The sequence below is a fragment of the Nocardia spongicola genome, assembly GCF_047200775.1.
In the GTDB taxonomy this organism is placed as follows: Bacteria; Actinomycetota; Actinomycetes; order Mycobacteriales; family Mycobacteriaceae; genus Nocardia.
Window position 1 is genome coordinate 100,902 of record NZ_JBJZOO010000006.1, and the last position, 18,725, is coordinate 119,626.

Consider the following 18,725-nt stretch of genomic DNA (forward strand, 5'->3'; position numbering starts at 1 on the left):
TAGGGAGGGGTGCAATGGAAGACGAGTTGATCTACTTCTCTCAGACCAAGGCTCAGGGGTTACTTGCCTCGAACGGACACCTCACTCGGGGCTTGAAGTTTGATAAGGGCACATTGGAAGGCAGCCTAGGAGTGGTAAAGGCGTCCGCAAGCATCCAGTCCAGGGAGTACGCTCTGCAGGTTAATGCGTCCGTTGTGAAACGCCTTGAGCTCGAACTTTTCCGCAACGGTGATGTGTTCGATATGGACGGCGACATGGCGGATGGCCTGCAACGGGGTGCATGGTTCAGGTTCTCTCGACCTATGGCATTCGGTGAGGCGTTCAGGGACGCTGGGCTGCCGGACCGAGAGCCTGAGGCGCTGTACTTCGTGGATATGCCCGATGAACCTCCTCAGTGCAGACTGTTGATGTTCGGCTCGCTCCATCACCGGATCTCCTCAGTGCCAGTTGAGAATGGCAACCGGACAGGATCGGGCACTGACAAGATCTGGCGTTGGTGGGAGGAACACAGCGCTGGCAACGGAGAGGTCAATCCCCTGACCTTTCGGCAGGACTACGGTGGTTTTCATCCGGTTTATGAAGCTGCATACGACTTGCTGATGATGGGCGGTGAATCTGGTTGCGGCATGATGACTGGACTCGCCCGAGTCCTTGATCTTCCGTATCACGACCCGGAGCATGCGCCGGAACGTGAGTTGCGGTTGGTCGTTGCATCACCGTTGTTCGTGAGGTACACCGCTCCGCAGCCAAGGTCGGATACGACAACCGCTCAGAAGTTCAGGCGACTGTCGACCTGGAAGCGCCTTCGGCTGGCGATAAGGCCTCACCGGATCTATGAGTTGTGACATGCGAGAGCACCGAGTTGGCTGGGCATATCTGTGACAGGCAAGGCTCGGCGCATCGACAAGTCGAGATCAGCATCCAGAACCCCAGGGGGTATCCCCTCCCCCGCACCCCCTTGAATCGGGGCGTTATGCGGTATCGAGGCCCTGTACGGGTTTTCAGGCCGCTGAGCTGGGGTTTTGTGTAGCAGTGATGGTTGTTGCCGGGTTCCAGGGAAAGATACCCCCTATTGCTGTGTGTATACCCCCTGCTTATCGGGGGTTTCGGGGCTCGCGGGATGTCGGCCGCGGACCTGGTGGAGGTATAGAAAAACCCAGGCCGTGGCCTGGGCTTCTCGGGTGCGATCAGCTGTCAGAGTGTGCCTGGCACTCCGAGCAGCTGGCGAGCGTTTACGCGCCCGTACTCGTCCACCGTGAGCCGGAAGCGGCCCGAGTCCACTTGACTGGCTAGTCCCACGAAGAGCCAGACTATCGCCCAAAACCCGCATGTAACGAGGGTAAGGAGCAAGTGCAGGATGTGGTTGGTGTGGCCTCTGCGGAGGACTACAGCGGATGCTTCGCCCATCTCGAGGACTTGACCGCCTTGTGCGATCTCGGCGCTTATAGCGGTGTTCAGTATGTGTTGGCGGTATTCGGGGCTTAGCGGTTGCACGGGTTGGTTTCCCCCTTGGTGGAGTGCTCGGTCGGCTGTGTGACGGTAGCAAATCGCCTGATCGCCAAAGAAGATGTTTCGCACTGCGCGGACTGAGTCATCAGGGGGTGCAGTCCGGGGTGGACACGGGCCGCTGTGGCCCGTTATGCGGCTCCCTGGCTATGTGTTTGGAGATTTCAGCCGAGAAAGCAGAAGCCCTCTGGTCATCAGACCAGAGGGCTTCTCACTGTGCGCTATGTCAGTGCTGGTGGCCGTGAGCCTGGGAGTCCTCGTCCTGGCTTACACTCTCGACAACAGCGCTCTCGGTGGTGAGCACCATGCGCGCGACCGAGGCCGCGTTCACGACGGCCGAACGAGTCACCTTCACCGGGTCGACGACACCGTCGGCGAGCAGATCGCTGTAGCTGAGCGTGGCGGCGTTGAAGCCTTCCGCACCCTCGGTCACCTTGCTGACCACTACGGCGCCGTCCAGGCCCGCGTTGGTGGCGATCCAGTACAGCGGCGCCCGCAATGCGGTGCGCATGACCTCGACGCCGATGGCCTCGTCACCGGACAACGAATCGCGCAGCGCGACCAGCTTGCCGCTCGCCTGCACCAAGGCCGTACCGCCACCGGGCACGATGCCTTCTTCGACAGCGGCCTTGGCCGCGCTCACCGCGTCGTCGACCCGGTACTTGCGCTCCTTGAGCGCGGTCTCGGTGGCCGCGCCGACCTTGATCACCGCGACGCCGCCTGCCAGCTTGGCGAGCCGCTCTTCCAGCTTCTCGCGATCCCAGTCGGAATCGGTGGTCTCGATCTCGCGACGCAACTGCGCGACGCGGGCCTCGGTATCCGCCTCGGAGCCCGCGCCCTCCACAATGGTGGTGTCGTCCTTGCTGACGACAACGCGACGCGCCTTGCCGAGCAGGTCGAGACCCGCATCACGCAAGGAAATACCCAGGTCGGGATTGATAACGGTGCCACCGGTCACTACAGCGAGATCGTCGAGGAACGCCTTGCGGCGATCACCGAAGAACGGCGCCTTCACCGCAACGGCCTTGATCGTCTTACGGATCGCGTTGACCACCAGAGTCGACAGCGCCTCGCCCTCGATATCCTCGGCGATGATCAGCACTGGCTTACCGCTCTCGGCGATCTTCTCCAGCAGCGGCAGGAAGTCCGGCAGCGAGCTGATCTTATCGCGGTGCAGCAGGACGAATACGTCCTCGAGGACGGCCTGCTGGCGGTCGGGGTCGGTGATGAAATAGGGCGAGAGGTAGCCCTTGTCGAACTGCACGCCTTCGGTGACGACGAGGTCGGTGTGCAGCGTCGAGGACTCCTCCACGGTGACGACGCCGTCCTTACCGACGGTGGTCAGCGCTTTACCGACCATCTCGCCGATCTCCTCGTCCCGTGAGGACACCGTCGCGACCTGCGCGATGGCCTTCTCCCCCGAGACCGGAGTCGCCAGCGCGAGCAGCGCTTCGGATACCGCATCGGCGGCTTTGGCGATGCCGGAGCCGATGGCGATCGGATTCGCACCCGCCGCAACATTCTTCAGTCCCGCGCGCACCAGCGCCTGGGCCAGCACTGTCGCGGTGGTCGTACCATCACCCGCGACATCGTTGGTCTTGGTGGCGACACTCTTGACCAGCTGCGCACCGAGGTTCTCGAACGGATCTTCCAGTTCGATATCGCGCGCGATGGTGACGCCGTCGTTGGTCACGGTCGGACCACCGAAAGCCTTCGCGAGCACAACGTGCCGACCACGGGGACCGAGGGTGACCTTCACGGCGTCGGCGAGCTTGTCGACACCGCGTTCCAGAGCCCGACGAGCTTTTTCGTCGAACTCGATCTGCTTTGCCATGGGGTTTCGCTCCTGTACTGGATTACGGCGCTCCCGTGGCCCTTTGTGGTCGGGCAAGCTGCCGCGGCAGGGCCGTCGGTCACGCCGGTATGGAATTACGGCGCCCCCCGGGTCCTTTGCGGCTGGGCCCTTCATGGTCGGGCAAAACACCGCCGCAAGGCCCGTAGGTCACGCCGGCCAGGTCTCTGTGCCGGGTGTCAGTGCGGAACGCACTCCGCCCCGGGTCACAGAAGACACCGGGGCGGAACGCATGAGTGCCTGTTCGGCTACTTGGTGACGACGGCCAGCACGTCGCGCGCCGACAGGATGAGGTACTCCTCGCCCTGGTACTTGATCTCGGTGCCGCCGTACTTGCTGTAGATGACGGTGTCACCCTTCTGGACATCCAGCGGGATGCGCTTCTCGCCCTCGTCGTCCCACCGGCCGGGACCGACGGCGACAACGGTGCCCTCTTGCGGCTTTTCCTTCGCCGTGTCGGGGATGACCAGGCCGGAGGCCGTCGTCGTCTCGGCCTCATTGGCCTGGACGAGGATCTTGTCCTCGAGCGGCTTGATGTTCACGCTCGCCACGTTGAGCCCTCCACTTTCAGGGGATTCGGTCGTCCGGAACTGTTGTCCCGGACTCGTCGGTTCGGTCACGATGCCGACCCTGCGCATAGCCCCGTCGTCGCGGGTGCCGGGACCGCTGCCCAGTGGTCGATCTGCTGGCACAAGCACTACACACAGTGCCGACTAGCACTCTATACATGAGAGTGCCAGCGCTCAAGGTTGGGCGGTGCCAATCTTCGCGCGGCGCGCCCACGACACGCCCGGCTTGGCGATCAGTTCGAAAAACAGTAACGTTCGGATAACGGATTGTGACACTATTGACGACTGTCCGACTGCCGCCGTCCGGTTCCCTCGCTCGTCGTCGGTCGGCAAAGTTGTCGTCGGCAGACAAGGCCGAAGCCATACAGCCGAAGCACGCAGTACCGCACCCCCACCATCGTTTACCAGAAACCAGCCTCACCAGAGAGCGAATCCACGTGATCCATGACCGGTCCTCGCGACCCACCCGGACGAGGAGCCGGCTCGATTCCCGGTCTGGGTCGTATGTCATCCATGGAGTGGCCGCACCCTCCATCGGGTATGGCGGGCAACCCCATGACCATCCGCTCGGAGGGAGGTGAACATGCGAACATCCCTCGGCATCTCCGCCGGGGCCGAGGTCGTGTGTTCGGCGCTGGTCACCACCGCCTCCAACGGTGCCCAGAGTTTCGACTACCGCATCGTCTCCGCCGATGCGGCCAACTCCGATCTCGGCGATCTGGTGATGTCCTCGATAGAGCTGATGACCACTCGGCTATCGACCCCGACACCACGTGAGATCATTCCCCCGGTCGGCAGGCGTTTCGCGGGCACGCAGCACAATGCCGAGGCCGTGGCCGATCGCCCACTCACCAGCGTCGCGGTCGCCTACCGCAGCAAAGAGCAGGCCGTGATCATCCGCTCGGCCACCGGCAAGCACCATGAACCGCGCCTGGTCCCCGAAGGTACCGCCGCGCTGACCTATCTGCGGCATACCGGTCTGTTCGCTCGCTACAACACGATCGCCATCGTCGATCTCGGCGCGACCGGGCTCACTGTCACCGTCGCCGACCAGACCGACGGCTCCCTGCTCCGTTCCGATCGCACCGCGTCTGTCAGCGGTAGGGCAATCGACGACCTGATCTATCAGCATTTGGTGAACCTGCACTTCAACCGGCGTGGCACCCGCCCGAACCGCACCACGCTGACCAATCGGGGCCGGGCGGCCAAGGAACACCTGTCCATCGCACCCGCGGTCACGATCGACCATATCGCCGGACGGCCACTGAAGCTGACCAGAAACGACTTCGAGAAACTGATCGCCGATCTGCTGCGCACCATGGTGGTGTTCGTCACGACCGCGTTCGCCAAGGCGCCACAGCCACCCCAGGCGGTCGCGGTGATCGGCGGCGGCGCGAACATTCCCTCGGTGATCGATGCGCTCACCACCGCGCTGGACATACCGGTACTCACCGTGCCCGATCCGGAAGCCGTGACCGCCAAAGGCGCCGCGCTGGTAGCTGATTCGATGCAGCCCACAGCGCTCCCCGTAGGCACGAGCGGCGATGACACCCCCACCGAGACATTCGCCAAAGTATTCGGCACAGTGGCCGGTGCGATTGTGGTCGTCGGTCTGATCGTCGGTTACGGCGTGAAGACCTTCACACCTAGCTCGAACAACGAAGTATCCCCTGTCGGGACCACGAGCAGCACTTTCCCGTCTCCCTTGCCGGTCCTGCCATCAGCTCCTGTGATCACCACCACCGCCGATACCCCGAAGAGCGTCATCCGACCCACCGGTACCGGCGGCACGCAGGCCACCGGCACCCGCGAGCCACAGCGCGGGACCAGTATTCCGTCGAACACACCGGCGATCACCCCGACCCGGATCACGCTGCGCCCTGATCCGGATATCCCACCGATCCCATTCCCCGAATTGCTCGTCCCGATGCTCAGTGATCCGACTATCCCGCAGAGCAGTCCGGCCGATCCGGCACCAGAGGGCCAGAGCGCGGACCCGGCTCCAGAAGACAAGAACGCCGACCCCGCGCCGAGCCCAGAGACGTCCGTTACCCGTTCGGCACCCACACCACCGCCTCCGCCCCTGCCGCCGCGAGCGAACTCCGGATCCGCATCCAGGGGAATGCTCACCACACCGAGCTGATCCGATCACAGGTAGCCGGTGAGGCCCACGTCAGTGGACCAGACTGACCGCCACCGAAAGACCCGGATCGGTGGCAACCGTCAACGGTGACGGCGCCGCGCCGCCCGCGATCACATGCGCACCCAGCGCAGCGATCATCACGCCGTTATCCGTGCACAACCGAGGCTTGGGCACGCGTAAGGTCAAACCGGCCGCAGCGCAACGCTCCTCGGCCATCGATCGGATCCGCGAATTGGCCGTCGCGCCGCCACCGAGCACCAAGGTGTCGACACCGGTATCCCTGGCCGCCCTGACCGCTTTCATAGTGAGCACATCGGCAACCGATTCCTGGAACGACGCCGCGATATCAGGAATGGGCAGGTCCGCCGCAGTGCTGCCCCGGCGCTGCGCCGCCTCCACATAGCGGGCCACCGCGGTTTTGAGCCCCGAGAAGGAGAAGTCGTAGCGTGGATCACGCGGACCGGTCATACCTCTTGGAAATGCGATAGCGCGTGGATCACCCGTCGTAGCGGCGGCATCCAGCGCAGGGCCACCAGGAAAACCCAGCCCGAGCAGGCGCGCTACCTTGTCGAATGCCTCACCAGCCGCGTCATCGACAGTGCTACCGAGTTCGACGATCGGATCGGCCAGATTCGTGACATGTAACAGATGAGTGTGCCCGCCGGAGACCAGCAGCGCCACGCACGGCGGCATCGGACCATGTTCGAGGGTGTCCACCGCGACATGTCCGCCGAGATGATTGAGCGCGTAGAAAGGTATATCCCAGGCCGCCGCATACGCTTTCGCCGCCGCGACGCCGACCAGCAGGGCACCGGCCAAGCCGGGTCCGATGGTCACCGCCAGCGCATCCGGTTTGACGATGCCCGCCGCGGACAACGCGCGGCGCATCGCGGGCACGATCGCCTCCAGATGTGCGCGCGAAGCGATTTCGGGGACCACACCCCCGAAGCGCGCATGCTGGTCGACACTAGAGGCGACCTCATCGGCAAGCAATTCACACGTGCCGTCGGGATGTGCGCGAACGATGCCGACACCGGTTTCGTCGCAGGAACTTTCGATACCCATGACGATCACGACAACACCTCGTCCGATTTACCGGCACACCACTTACGGTCCACGCTGGACAATGCGGGGCGGCGCATCGTGTATGCGTCGGCGCCACTGGGATGGTAATAGTCCTTGCGCACTCCGATGATGTGGAAGCCGTGCTTATCGTATAGCGCGATCGCGGGCGCATTATCGGTGCGCACCTCGAGGAATACCGGGCCACCGCGCCGGTCCGCCTCCACGAGCAACGCTTCGAGGAGCAGGGTCCCGATGCCCGCACGATGACAGTCCGGGTCGACGCCGATATTGCGTACCTCGGCCTCGGGGTGCGCGGCATCACCCAACAGGGCGATACCCGCGTAACCGACCACGGAGCCGTCGGCGTCGCGCGCGATGATGTAGCGGTTGTACGCCCAGCTCAGTTCCGACTGGAATGCCACCGCGACCCAGGGGTTGTCCTCGGGGAACAACATCTGTTCCAGTTCGACGCAGCGCACGATATCGGCAGGGGTCATGGGCTCGATTCGGAAAGCCACCGGTGTCACGCTCCCGTCCGGTCGAGCCTGCGATAAGCGTTCTCCACCGCGTCCGGTCTGCGCAGATACATCGGAACCAGCTGGGCGGGCACTGCGCGAGCGAGTAGCTCGGCCGCGGCCACCCGTACCAATCCGGCGGGTGAGGGTGTTTCGACCGGGAGCACGGGAAGATCGAAGAAATCGACGTGTGAAGCGGATCCGGCGATCGCCGTGGCCTGCCCGGCATAGAGGTCGGTGGGTTTACACACCTCGGGTCCGGCCACCCGCGTACCCGCGCGATACCGCGCCCAGTACACCTCGCGCCTGCGCGCATCGGTTACCACGAGCAACTCGGCGGCCGGCGGCCGCTCGACCGAGGGAAGCACGGCAGGGTCCAGCGCCGCGTCCACAGCGATCGCGTCGAGACTGCATACCCCGTACACCGGGATGCTGAGCGCGTCACCGAATGCGGATGCGGTCGCCATACCGACGCGCAAGCCGGTGAACGGACCCGGACCGGCACCGACCACGATCGCGGCGATATCGGTCCTGGAACGGCCTGACTCGGCGAGGCATTCGAGAATCTGCGGGGTGAGCACCTCGGCGTGCGCACGGGGATCGACCCGTACCCGGGAGGCGACGGTATGCGTCCGGACCGGATCAGCCAGATCGGTGCCCTGCTCCAGATCCACCAGTCCCGCTGTCACGGCGGGTGTCGCGGTGTCGACGGCTAATACAAGCATGATTGGCCTAACGATACCGGGTGGTAGCGGTCACCGACGCAGAGCTACCTGATGGCTAATCCACCCATTCCCAGATCGCGGTGCGCACATCCGAATCCGGCTCACGAGACAGCAGCACCCGCAGATGCCGCTCGGTGAGGTGTTCCACCACCCCGCGGCCCCACTCCACCACGACCACCGCCTGCTGCAGGTCGGTGTCCAGGTCCAACGCGTCCAGCTCATCCAGATCGCCACCGAGACGATAGGCGTCCACATGCACCATCGGCACCGGGGGCGCACCCGCACGGTGCCCGGCACGATGCTGACGGGCGATGATGAAGGTCGGTGAGCTGACCCGGCCCTGCACGCCGAGCCCCTCGGCGATGCCACGGGTGAGCGCGGTCTTACCCGCGCCGAGCGGACCGTCGAGCACCACCAGGTCTCCTGCGCGCAGATCGGTGGCCAGTTCACGGCCGAGTGCCTCGGTATCGGCGACCGTGGGCAGAATCCGTTGCCACCGTTCAGTCACCGGCCACCTCCGAAGCTCTCCGCAGCACCGATGCGACCGTGCCCGCCGCAGCCGACAATCGATGGGATACGACAGCGACGATGTCCTGACGTTGTATACCGGTCGCCAGCTGTGGACCGATCATTCGGCACCGCCGATATAACGCCGAACAGCCCGACCACGTGGCGCGCACACCACTTCGTAGTGGATGGTGTCGAGCAGATCCGCCCACTCCTGAGCACTCGGCCGGACACCGAAAAGGACAGCGATATCCCCTTCCCGAACACCCGTCGCGTTGTCCCCGAGATCGACAACGAACTGGTCCATACACACCCGGCCGATGTTCCTGCGTCTGGCGCCGCCGAGCCAGACATCGAATCGTCCGCTCAGACCACGGAGCACACCGTCGGCATAGCCGGCGGGGATCAGCGCGACGGTGGTGTCGTGCGGTGCGATCCATTGGTGCCCGTAGGAGACCCCTTCCCCCGCGGACACCTGTTTGACCAGCGCTACCTGAGCCTGGAAGGTCATTGCCGGACGCAGGCCGAAGTCGTTGTCCGGTATCGGGGACAGGCCGTACACGGCGATACCTGGCCGCACCAGGTCGAAAGCCATATCGGGACGGGTCAGAGTGGCAGCCGAATTGGCCAGGTGCACCAGATCCGGCGCCAAACCGTACTCCTTGGCCAGGGCGATCGCGTCCAAGAACCGGGTGCGTTGCACAGTGTTGTTGGGGTGTTCCGGTTCATCGGCATGCGCGAGATGGGAGAAGATCGCGCGCAGGTATACCACCTGTTCGTCGACCAGTGCCCGCAATATCGTCAGTAACTGTGCGTATTCTGCCTGGGATACGCCGTTACGATTCAAGCCGGTATCCACTTTCACCGCGACTGTGGCGGTGCGGCCGGTCTGCCGCGCGGCCGCCGCCACTGCGCGCAATTGGGCCGGTGAGGAGACCCCGATCTCGATATCCGCGGCTACCGCGGCCGCGAAGTCCGTTTCGGCGTTGTTGAGCCAGCACAGGATGGGTGCGGTGATGCCAGCCGCACGCAATCGCAACGCCTCGGCCACGGTCGTGACACCCAGCTCGGCCGCCCCCGCAGCCAGCGCCGCCCGGCTCACTTCCACCGCGCCGTGGTTGTAGCCATCGCCCTTCACCACCACCATCACCCCGGCATCCCCCGCGTATTTCCGCAGGATCCGCACGTTGTGGGCGATGGCATCCAGATCGATGACCGTTTCCACTTGCGCGTTCACGGTTACCGATCCTGCCATTCGGATCGGCGATACCGCGAGCGCGTCACCCGGATGCCCGGCGCGGAACCGGACCTCAGCAGCGCAACGGCATCTCCTGTCCGCACGACTATCCGACTGGACAGCCCGGTCACCGAGGTACCCGGTATCGCGTCCGAGCCGCGGACTGCCAAGGCGGTACGCCCCGGTCCGGTCAGCATGAGCGCGCCCGGTACCGGAGCACCCCGATCGCCGAAGATATCCGCGCTGCCAGCCGCCCCGCCGAGATAGGTGCTCCCGCCGGTGCGTCGTGATGGGCGGCGAGATCGGCGGCCAGCGCGTGTACGCGGGCGGCCGCGGCCGCGGCCCATACGGGATCATTCCCCGCGGCGAGCAGCGCTCCGATGATGCCGGAGAGCACATCACCCGCACCGGCAGTAGCGGCCCAGGAGCCGCCTGCCTCATTGACCACAACGGGATGGCCCGGTGCGGCCACCAGTGTCGCGCGCCCCTTCAACAGCACGGTCACCTGCCAGGAGTCGGCGAGATCACGGACGGCGGCCACCCGATCCGCACCGACCGCGCGTCCGGTGAGGCGAGTGAACTCACCGGCATGCGGTGTCAAGACGGTCGGGGCGCGGCGCGCACGCACCAACTCGGGCGCGGCGGCGAGCATGGTGAGGCCGTCGGCATCGACGACAACAGGGAGATCCGTCGCCAAGATGTCGGCAAGACGCTGCCTCGCATCGGCGTCGGTGCCTGCACCGGGGCCGAAAACCCAGGACTGGACTCGCCCCGCATCGGCGAGCCGCTGGGTGGCGATCACTTCCGGGAAGTGATGTAACACCTCTCCCGCCGCGGTTCCGGCATAGCGCACCATGCCCGAGGTCGCGGCAACGGCGGCGCCAACGCACAACACCGCGGCGCCCGGATACCTCGCGCTGCCCGCGCATACGCCGGTGACACCCCCGGTGTATTTATCGTCGGCCGCCCCCTGAATCGGCCAGCCTGCGCCGATGGCAGCAGGCTCCACCGCGACAAGGCCGGGTTCCGGAAGGCGTAAACCGATGGGGACCAGCTCGATTCGGCCGCACTGGGCAGCGGCGAGAGCGTGCACCGGTTTGCGGGCACCGAAGGTAACCGTGACATCCGCGCGGACAGCGGGTCCGTCGATCGCACCGGTGTCCGGGTCGACACCGCTGGGCAGGTCGGCCGCGACGATCGGAGCATCCAGTGTCGCGACGAGTTCCGCCGCGCCGGGACGCAGCGGACCACGGCCGGACAAACCGACGATGCCATCGATCACCAGATCAGGACGACCGACCTGATCGCTGACCCGGCCTCCGGCCTTACGCAGTGCGGCAAGACCTTTCACATGCGCGCGCTCCGGATACAGCAGTACCGCGGTCACCGCGACACCACGGCGGCGCAACTGCGCACCGGCCCAGAGCACGTCGCCCCCATTGTCACCCGATCCGACCAGCAAGGTCACCGCGCGCCCCGCGATACCCCCGGTGCGCTCCGCGAGCTCACCGGCTACCACAGTCGCCAAACCGTACGCCGCGCGCCGCATGGGTACCCCTTCGGGAACCCGGGTGAACAGCTCGGCCTCCGCCGCGCGAACCTCTTCGACGGTGAAATAGCCCTGCTGCGTTGACATCGACACTCCTCTGCCGGTGCGGTGTACTGCGGATGTGGTCTACTACGCTTGGTCATCATGCCAAGCGTCCGCCGCCGCACGAGAACCATCCGGATTGTTACGGGAATCACCATGACCGGTGCACTGCTGTCCGGATGTGGCAGTGACGAAACCGGCTCGGTGGACACCACCACGACATCATCACCCCCCTCGACGACCGCCCTCGCCCAGCCGACCGGCGAGCGCGAACCCGCCACGGTTACTGTCCTGGTCGACAATATGACATTCGCTCCGGCCGAGATGACCATCCAGGCCGGCGACACGGTCACCTGGAAATTCGACGACAACGTCCCGCATACCGTCCAGGGAATCGGCGATAAGGCCATGGGCATCAACAGCCCCATCATCGACAAGGGTGAGTGGAGCTACACCTTCACCGCACCGGGTACCTACCGCTATCTCTGTTCCCTGCACCCACAGATGCGCGGGGCGGTCACCGTCGAGTAAGGCCGGCCCCGCCCCTGCCATGTCCTCGGCGAGCAGACAGGTGGCAGCCACTCCCATAGGGAGCAGCGGCCGCCGTGCTACTCGACCGTGACCGATTTCGCCAGATTCCGCGGCTTGTCGACATCGTAGCCGCGGACCTGAGCTACCTCCGCGGCGAAGATCTGCAACGGAACGGTCGAAAGCAGCGGCTGCAACAGCGTCGGCGCACTGGGGATCTCGATGAGATCATCAGCGAAGGGCCGGACCGTATCGTCGCCTTCCTCCGCGATCACGATGGTGCGCGCACCCCTGGCCTGGATCTCCCGGATATTGCTCAACAGCTTCGAATGCAGCACCGCGCGTCCCTTCGGGGAAGGCATCACCACAATCACCGGAAGCCCGTCCTCGATCAACGCGATCGGGCCGTGCTTGAGCTCGCCTGCCGCGAAACCCTCGGCATGCATATAGGCCAGTTCCTTGAGCTTGAGCGCACCTTCCAGCGCCACCGGGTATCCGACATGCCGCCCGAGGAACAGCACGGTCGACACATGCGCGAGTTCACGCGCGATGGCACGCATCTGTGGCGCCGTCTCCAGCACCCGCGCCACCAGCTGCGGCATGGCCTCCAGCTCGGCGAACTCGCGCGCGACCTCATCCGGATACTTGGTTCCGCGCGCCTGCGCCAAAGCGAGCCCGACCAGATAATTCGCGGTCACCTGGGCCAGGAACGCCTTGGTCGAGGCAACACCGATCTCCGGCCCGGCCCTGGTGTAGAGCACCGCATCGGATTCGCGGGGAATCTGCGCCCCATTGGTATTACAGACGGCGAGCACGCGCGCCTTCTGTTCCTTGGCATGGCGTACCGCCTCCAGGGTGTCGGCGGTCTCGCCGGACTGGGAGATCGCCACAACCAGGGTAGAGCGGTCGAGCACGGGGTCGCGGTAGCGGAATTCGCTGGCCAGCTCGACCTCGACCGGCAGTCTGGTCCAGTGCTCGATAGCGTATTTAGCCAGCAAACCGGAATGGTAGGCACTGCCGCATGCGACGACGAACACCTTGTCCACATCGCGCAGCTCTTGATCGGCGAGACGCTGTTCGTCCAATACGATCCGGCCCGCGCCGTCCCGGTCGGTACCGAAATGCCCGATCAGCGTATCCGCGACCGCGGCGGGCTGCTCCTCGATCTCCTTGAGCATGAAGTAGTCGTGGCCACCCTTTTCGGCCGCGGCCAAATCCCAGTCGATAGTGAACGGGCGGGTGAGCGAACCGACATCCGTCCCGGCGAAGTCGGTGACTCGGTAGCTGTCCACCGTGATGACGACAGCTTGATCCTGGCCGAGCTCGACCGCCTCGCGGGTGTGCTCGATGAACGCCGTGACATCCGAGGCGATGAACATCTCCCCTTTGCCGACACCGACAACCAGCGGTGTGGAGCGACGCGCGGCCACGATCATGTCCGGGTGGTCGGCATGCGTGAAGACCAGGGTGAACGCACCCTCCAAACGGCGAAGTACGGCCAGCGCGCTCGCCGCGAAATCACCCGCGGTCGGGCCATCGGCATAAGCACGGGCCACCAGATGCACGGCGACCTCGGTATCGGTGTCACTACGTAACTCGACCCCAGCGGTCTCCAGTTCACGACGCAGCGGGGCGAAGTTCTCGATGATGCCGTTGTGCACCACCGCCACTTTGCCGCTGTGGTCGCAATGCGGGTGCGCGTTGCGGTCGGTCGGCGCACCGTGGGTGGCCCAGCGGGTGTGCCCCATACCTGTGGTGCCCGCGAACCGGTCGATCCCGGCCCCGGACAACATCGCGGCCTCGGAGAGTTCGGACTCCAGATTGGCCAGGCGACCTGCCTTGCGTTCCACCGCAAGACCGCCTGCGCCATCCAGGATCGCGACGCCCGCGGAATCGTAACCTCGATATTCCATGCGGCGCAATGCGTCAACGACAACGCCGAGCGCGTCTCGGTACCCGACGTACCCCACGATTCCGCACATGGCTCCCCACCCTACTTATCGGATAACGTTCACGTCGTGTCGGCGTCTGTGAAATCGCTACTGAGCACCCTGACCAGCCGGGGTCCGCACCGCGTGTTGCGCGGTAATCTGGGCATCGCCGGCCAGCCGGGGGTGGTGTTCACACCTGAGTCGGGCCGGAATCTACCCGCCGTCGTATTCGGCCACGGGTGGCTGACCAGCGCAGAACGCTACCGTCGCCTACTGGAGCACCTCGCTTCGTGGGGCATTGTGGCCGCCGCCCCTGACACCGAGCGCGGACCGATCCCGTCACATCTCGGGCTGGCTGCCGATTTGCTCACCACGCTCGATATCTGCACCGGTGTACGGCTGGGAGACGGTGAGATCAGCGTGCACCCCGACCGCCTCGCCTTGGCCGGGCACGGTATGGGCGCGGGCGCCGCGGTGATCGCCGCCGGTCAGCGCGAAGTCGCCGCCGTCGCGGCACTGTTCCCGGCACCGACGGCGCCCGCTGCCGAACAGATCGCGTCCGGGCTCGATACTCCGGCATTGATCCTGGCCGGAGCGACCGATATGACCTCGATCGGGTCCAACGCCATCCCGCTGGCCACCGCATGGGGCGGTCCCGCACTCTTGCGCGCACTCGACCGCGCCTCACGCAATGGCATCATCGAAGGTCGCCGCGTTCTCACCGCGATGGGGATGGGCAAGCACGAAGCCAAGTCCGCCCGCCTCACCTACGCGCTGCTCACCGGCTACCTGCTCGCCACCATGACCGACGACAAAACCTATCGCCCTTTCACCGATCCAGAAACGGTCATTCCACACACTACGGTCATCGACCCCGCGGCACCCCCCGAGGAGGAACCGCAGCAGCCGAAACTCGGCCAACTGGTCACGCTCCTACGCCGATAGCAGGCCCTCGGTCGCCTGCGGGACGCTCAGATCAGCCAGCTCTCCCGCTGGTAGAACTTCGCCTCCTCATCCTCCTCATCGATCGGCGTGACCGTCCGGCCCGCCTTCCGAACGGCCATCGACCGAGCGATGGCCTCGCGATGCTCTCGGGTCTCGGCCGCAGGCGATCGCTCCGCCGCTTCCTCGGCTCTCGCTGCTCCGGCTTCCTCGGTACGGTCCTGCGCCGACTCGGCGGCCTGCGCCATCCGGAACCGATTCATCTCGGCTGCCAGGTTCTCGGCGAATTCTCGACCCGCCGCGGTGGTCCGCTCGTTGATCTCTTCGATCTCCGCGAGCAAGATCGCCATCCGGCGATGGTTTTCCTCGGCGAGTCGCCTAGCCTCCTCGGCGTAATTCACTGCGCACCGGCTCCTTGCTCACCTGTCACCGCGGCACCGGCGGTATCCCGGCTCATAGCGGTCCGGCCTCGGCCAATTCCGCACCGGTATCGAAGGGGGTCTCGGGGTCCTCGGCATTCGGATCGGGTACCGGTTCCGGACGATGCTCGTCGTCATCCGCGCTTCGCGTGGTCGGCGTCGGCCCGGTCGGCGTGCCCGACTTGCCCGGCCCGACGGTGCCCGGATCAGGGACCGGACACTGGTCGGCAGGCGTGCCCTTATCCGGTGCCTCGGGAACAGACCCGCTACCCACCGACTCATCCCCACCAGGCACCCCGGAAACAGACCCGCTACCCACCGACTCATCCCCACCAGGCACCCCGGAAACAGACCCGCTACCCACCGACTCACCCCCACCAGGCACCCCGAAAACAGCGGGGTCGGTGGGGGGTGCGGGCTCTTCGGGTTCCTTCCGCGAGATGAACGGCATTCCGTGCTCGTCCAATCCGAGATGAAACTCCTGTTGTTCGCCCATCGAATCCGAGAGCAGGAGTTTCAACCGACCCTCCGGCTCCATCTCGAATTTCAGGTGTTTTCCAGCTATATCGAATTCCACTGCGCCGGGCAGTGTTGTGCCGGGTGACGGTGTATCAGGTGGCGGTGTGTCGGACTCTTCCTCCGGTGTACCGGCCTCGTCCTGCTCCGCGGGGGTACCAACAGTACGGGTGTTCTCCGGTTCACTTCCTGTCGTGAATTTTTCGATCGCCTCATCGACTCCACTCTTGATCGTTTCGCTCAACGCGGTGATACCGTGTTCGACCGATCGAGCCAGACCCGTTGCCAGCGGAGATAATTCTTTTGCCACCTCACCGAGTACGGACAAGCCCGCCTGCGGCTGTGCAGCCGGGTCGGCTGGTACCGGAGCAGTCTGCGGGTTCGGCATCATCGGCACGGCACTCATCGACCCCGGTGCCATACTTCCTGGAATCGGCGCCACACTCCCCGGTATCGGCGCAGTACCCATCGAACCCGGGGCCACGCTCGGCGACACTATGCCCGATGTGGTTCCCGCCGAGGCAGTGGCGGGCGGTGGCGTATCGGGAGAGCCGAACGAGACATAAGGAGCGGGCCGCTTCCGCTCACCATAGTGCGATGTCGTCAGCCCCTCCGGGCGCGGATACGAACGCTCGGGTATCGCCGCCAGCGCACCGACAAGGTTCTGATACTGCAGCGCGATGTGCTTATCGGTGTGTTCGCAGATATCGACGTAGCGCGTCAGTTTGGCATCGAAGTCCCGTTTGAAGAGGCCCAACCAATCCCGGACGGTATCGCGGATCTTTCCGCCATATGTGTCGGTCAGGTCTTGGTTTCCCTTGGTCCGATACGGGGGTACCCCGAGCTCAGGGAAGATCCGGTCGAGATCACGCACTTGCTCCCCGCTGATCCACTCGCGTGCGTTGTGTACCTCGACGATGACCCGCACATCCTCCGGCGTTTTGCCGTCGATCTTCACGACCCGACTGCCGTTACCGGCATCCTCCAGTAGCCCGAGGACGGCATCGGCTTTCGCCGCTACCGATCGGCGCAACGAGTTCACCATCGGGTCGATCGTTCGCGATACCTCCTGCACGTGCTGCCGATCCTCGTCCGCCGAGAGGGACTGCTCGGTGAGCATCTCGAGTGCGGTGCCTGCCGCCGGCCCCTGCCACAAGGCAGGCAATCGACCAGTGTAGTTCCGTTGCGCATCCCATTCGCTGTCCACCGCGGTCAGTGCGGTTTTCAGCACCTCGCCCACCTGCTCCAGCTGTTCCACAAGCAGGCCACGCTGCTGGTCGTATCTCGCAAGCAGCATGCCGAGATCCCCCCGACCGCCGTTACCGCCGAACGCCGCCTCGTACAGCGGCATGAATGCTATCCAGTACTGCAGTCCGTAGCTGCCTTCGTCCAGGATGGCGTCGATCGCCTTACCCTGCCAGGAAACGGTCATGGTCCCGACTCCTCGAATATCCGGCGCGGTCACATCGCGTCTGTCTGCGTGGCGCGCTGCCGATCGGTCTCCGCGTAGACCACGACCGCGGCACCGAGCGCATCCGCGGTCGCGGCGGTGGCGTCGCTCCAATCCCGCAGCCAGGTACTGATCCGCGCCAACCCCTGATGCACGGCGATACCCTGCCGCGCGTAGTTCCGCCCCGCCGTACCACCGTCGCCGAATGTCTGCTCGGCAAGCCGTTCAGCCTGGCCGCAAAGGACTTCCGCGGATATGCGGTAATCACTGCTCAATGCGCCGAGCTCCCCCGTCCTGACCCCGACCATCTCCGATCCGCCCACGGATTCCCCTCCGTCCTCGTACTGTCGGCTCGTCAGGTGCCGAGTTCCCTTCGCGCCGAAGGCCGCCCTATTCCCCCTTCGACACGACACACCGACACTCGATTCCCCCGAACCCAATTCGATACCCGAAGAAATTTACTGCCCGAACTCGGCGGCCACAACCGGCCACAACAAGCACAGCGCTCCGAGGCAGCGACCGCCGAGATCGATCGGCCGCTGTTCGATCAGTTGCCGATCCTGCCCTGATCGGTACGGACCCATTCCGAGGTGCCATCGGGATAACGGTGGAATTCCCATGCGGCGTAGTCACCGTCTTCTTCTACGACGGTGACATGATCGGCCGAACCGTCGTCATCGTAGTCGGTCCACACCTGCACCGACCCGTCGCCGCTGGTGGTGGTGTCGGTATCGAGGATGCCGTCACCGTCGATGTCCTGAGTCGGGTGCTGTAATTCGACCTCCCCCAGCCCACCGAGCGGCGAGGACGCATCGATATCCGGCATGCCAAGACCTGAGAGTTCGCCCGAGCTGATCATGACTCCTCCTCAACGAGACTCGTGCGGTGGTGCGGCGCCACACAAACGTGCACCGCACCATCGTGTCATCCGATGTGGCCGAATGCAGCCCCGGCTCATTTCTTCGGCATCAACAACCACAACACCAGGTAGATGACGAACTGCGGCCCCGGAAGCAGACACGAAACCACGAACAGCAGCCGAACGACAGTGGCATTCCAGCCGAAATACTCGGCAATACCACCGCAGACGCCCGCTATCCAGGTGTCCTGAGTGGAACGGGTGAAACGGCGATTGGGGACGGTCATGTGCTCTTCCCTCTCCTGCGGTGCTCGCGACACCATCCACTGTGACCGCCACCGCGCACCCTGCCATCGGTCCGACGACCGAT

General features: G+C 64.9%; 19 protein-coding genes. 4 read left to right on the forward strand and 15 right to left on the reverse strand.

The window, feature by feature from the left end; all coding sequences use genetic code 11:
• Window positions 1–14: 14 nt before the first annotated feature.
• On the forward strand, window positions 15–845 hold the full coding sequence (locus tag ACL02S_RS14350) for an SAVMC3_10250 family protein (protein ID WP_412802902.1): 831 nt from the start codon (window positions 15–17) through the stop codon (window positions 843–845).
• A gap of 349 nt (window positions 846–1,194) precedes the next feature.
• Here ACL02S_RS14350 and ACL02S_RS24390 read toward each other — a convergent pair whose 3' ends face one another.
• The 3 genes from ACL02S_RS24390 to groES form a co-directional block, all read right to left on the reverse strand.
• The gene (locus ACL02S_RS24390; protein WP_503129057.1) at window positions 1,195–1,578 is read right to left on the reverse strand and encodes a DUF8108 domain-containing protein; all 384 of its coding nucleotides are present in this window, start codon (window positions 1,576–1,578) and stop codon (window positions 1,195–1,197) included.
• A gap of 154 nt (window positions 1,579–1,732) precedes the next feature.
• Complete coding sequence (gene groL, locus ACL02S_RS14355; RefSeq protein WP_412802903.1) at window positions 1,733–3,340, reverse strand: chaperonin GroEL; 1,608 nt, start codon at window positions 3,338–3,340, stop codon at window positions 1,733–1,735.
• A 266-nt stretch (window positions 3,341–3,606) separates the two neighbouring features.
• Window positions 3,607–3,909, reverse strand: coding sequence for a co-chaperone GroES (gene groES, locus ACL02S_RS14360; RefSeq protein ID WP_412803026.1), 303 nt, complete (start codon window positions 3,907–3,909; stop codon window positions 3,607–3,609).
• A gap of 601 nt (window positions 3,910–4,510) precedes the next feature.
• Here groES and ACL02S_RS14365 point away from each other — a divergent pair.
• Window positions 4,511–6,070: a DUF7159 family protein gene (locus tag ACL02S_RS14365; RefSeq protein ID WP_412802904.1), complete on the forward strand. Its 1,560-nt coding sequence runs from the start codon at window positions 4,511–4,513 to the stop codon at window positions 6,068–6,070.
• Window positions 6,071–6,100: 30 nt separating this feature from the next.
• Here ACL02S_RS14365 and tsaD read toward each other — a convergent pair whose 3' ends face one another.
• The 6 genes from tsaD to ACL02S_RS14395 all read right to left on the reverse strand — a co-directional run bounded on the left by tsaD (window position 6,101) and on the right by ACL02S_RS14395 (window position 11,755).
• On the reverse strand, window positions 6,101–7,144 hold the full coding sequence (gene tsaD, locus ACL02S_RS14370; protein ID WP_412802905.1) for a tRNA (adenosine(37)-N6)-threonylcarbamoyltransferase complex transferase subunit TsaD: 1,044 nt from the start codon (window positions 7,142–7,144) through the stop codon (window positions 6,101–6,103).
• The gene (rimI, locus tag ACL02S_RS14375; protein WP_412802906.1) at window positions 7,141–7,653 is read right to left on the reverse strand and encodes a ribosomal protein S18-alanine N-acetyltransferase; all 513 of its coding nucleotides are present in this window, start codon (window positions 7,651–7,653) and stop codon (window positions 7,141–7,143) included. The genes tsaD and rimI overlap by 4 nt, the downstream gene beginning before the upstream one ends.
• A 5-nt stretch (window positions 7,654–7,658) precedes the next feature.
• Window positions 7,659–8,375, reverse strand: a complete 717-nt coding sequence (gene tsaB, locus ACL02S_RS14380) for a tRNA (adenosine(37)-N6)-threonylcarbamoyltransferase complex dimerization subunit type 1 TsaB (protein WP_412802907.1) — start codon at window positions 8,373–8,375, stop codon at window positions 7,659–7,661.
• Window positions 8,376–8,430: 55 nt separating this feature from the next.
• Window positions 8,431–8,883, reverse strand: a complete 453-nt coding sequence (gene tsaE, locus ACL02S_RS14385; protein ID WP_412802908.1) for a tRNA (adenosine(37)-N6)-threonylcarbamoyltransferase complex ATPase subunit type 1 TsaE — start codon at window positions 8,881–8,883, stop codon at window positions 8,431–8,433.
• Window positions 8,884–9,003: 120 nt separating this feature from the next.
• Entirely contained in the window at window positions 9,004–10,137 is a 1,134-nt protein-coding gene (gene alr, locus ACL02S_RS14390; RefSeq protein WP_412802909.1) for an alanine racemase, read from the reverse strand.
• Between the two features lie 172 nt (window positions 10,138–10,309).
• Complete coding sequence (locus ACL02S_RS14395) at window positions 10,310–11,755, reverse strand: NAD(P)H-hydrate dehydratase (protein WP_412802910.1); 1,446 nt, start codon at window positions 11,753–11,755, stop codon at window positions 10,310–10,312.
• A gap of 111 nt (window positions 11,756–11,866) precedes the next feature.
• On the opposite strand from ACL02S_RS14395, the gene ACL02S_RS14400 reads away from it, so the two are divergent.
• A complete protein-coding gene (locus ACL02S_RS14400) occupies window positions 11,867–12,241 on the forward strand; it encodes a cupredoxin domain-containing protein (protein WP_412802911.1) in 375 nt (124 codons plus the stop codon).
• Window positions 12,242–12,318: 77 nt separating this feature from the next.
• On the opposite strand, the gene glmS is transcribed toward ACL02S_RS14400, so the two are convergent.
• Window positions 12,319–14,220, reverse strand: a complete 1,902-nt coding sequence (gene glmS, locus ACL02S_RS14405; protein ID WP_412802912.1) for a glutamine--fructose-6-phosphate transaminase (isomerizing) — start codon at window positions 14,218–14,220, stop codon at window positions 12,319–12,321.
• A 36-nt stretch (window positions 14,221–14,256) separates the two neighbouring features.
• Between glmS and ACL02S_RS14410 the strand changes: the two genes are divergently transcribed.
• The gene (locus ACL02S_RS14410) at window positions 14,257–15,114 is read left to right on the forward strand and encodes a poly(ethylene terephthalate) hydrolase family protein (protein ID WP_412802913.1); all 858 of its coding nucleotides are present in this window, start codon (window positions 14,257–14,259) and stop codon (window positions 15,112–15,114) included.
• Between the two features lie 26 nt (window positions 15,115–15,140).
• Here ACL02S_RS14410 and ACL02S_RS14415 read toward each other — a convergent pair whose 3' ends face one another.
• The 5 genes from ACL02S_RS14415 to ACL02S_RS14435 form a co-directional block, all read right to left on the reverse strand.
• A complete protein-coding gene (locus ACL02S_RS14415) occupies window positions 15,141–15,512 on the reverse strand; it encodes a hypothetical protein (RefSeq protein ID WP_412802914.1) in 372 nt (123 codons plus the stop codon).
• Between the two features lie 52 nt (window positions 15,513–15,564).
• Window positions 15,565–17,478 carry a hypothetical protein gene (locus ACL02S_RS14420; RefSeq protein ID WP_412802915.1) on the reverse strand — a complete coding sequence of 638 codons (1,914 nt, stop codon included), beginning with the start codon at window positions 17,476–17,478 and terminating at the stop codon, window positions 15,565–15,567.
• A gap of 29 nt (window positions 17,479–17,507) precedes the next feature.
• Entirely contained in the window at window positions 17,508–17,819 is a 312-nt protein-coding gene (locus ACL02S_RS14425; protein ID WP_412802916.1) for a hypothetical protein, read from the reverse strand.
• Window positions 17,820–18,043: 224 nt separating this feature from the next.
• Window positions 18,044–18,355, reverse strand: coding sequence for a DUF6802 family protein (locus tag ACL02S_RS14430; RefSeq protein WP_412802917.1), 312 nt, complete (start codon window positions 18,353–18,355; stop codon window positions 18,044–18,046).
• Between the two features lie 95 nt (window positions 18,356–18,450).
• Entirely contained in the window at window positions 18,451–18,642 is a 192-nt protein-coding gene (locus ACL02S_RS14435) for a PspC domain-containing protein (protein ID WP_412802918.1), read from the reverse strand.
• Window positions 18,643–18,725 lie beyond the last annotated feature (83 nt).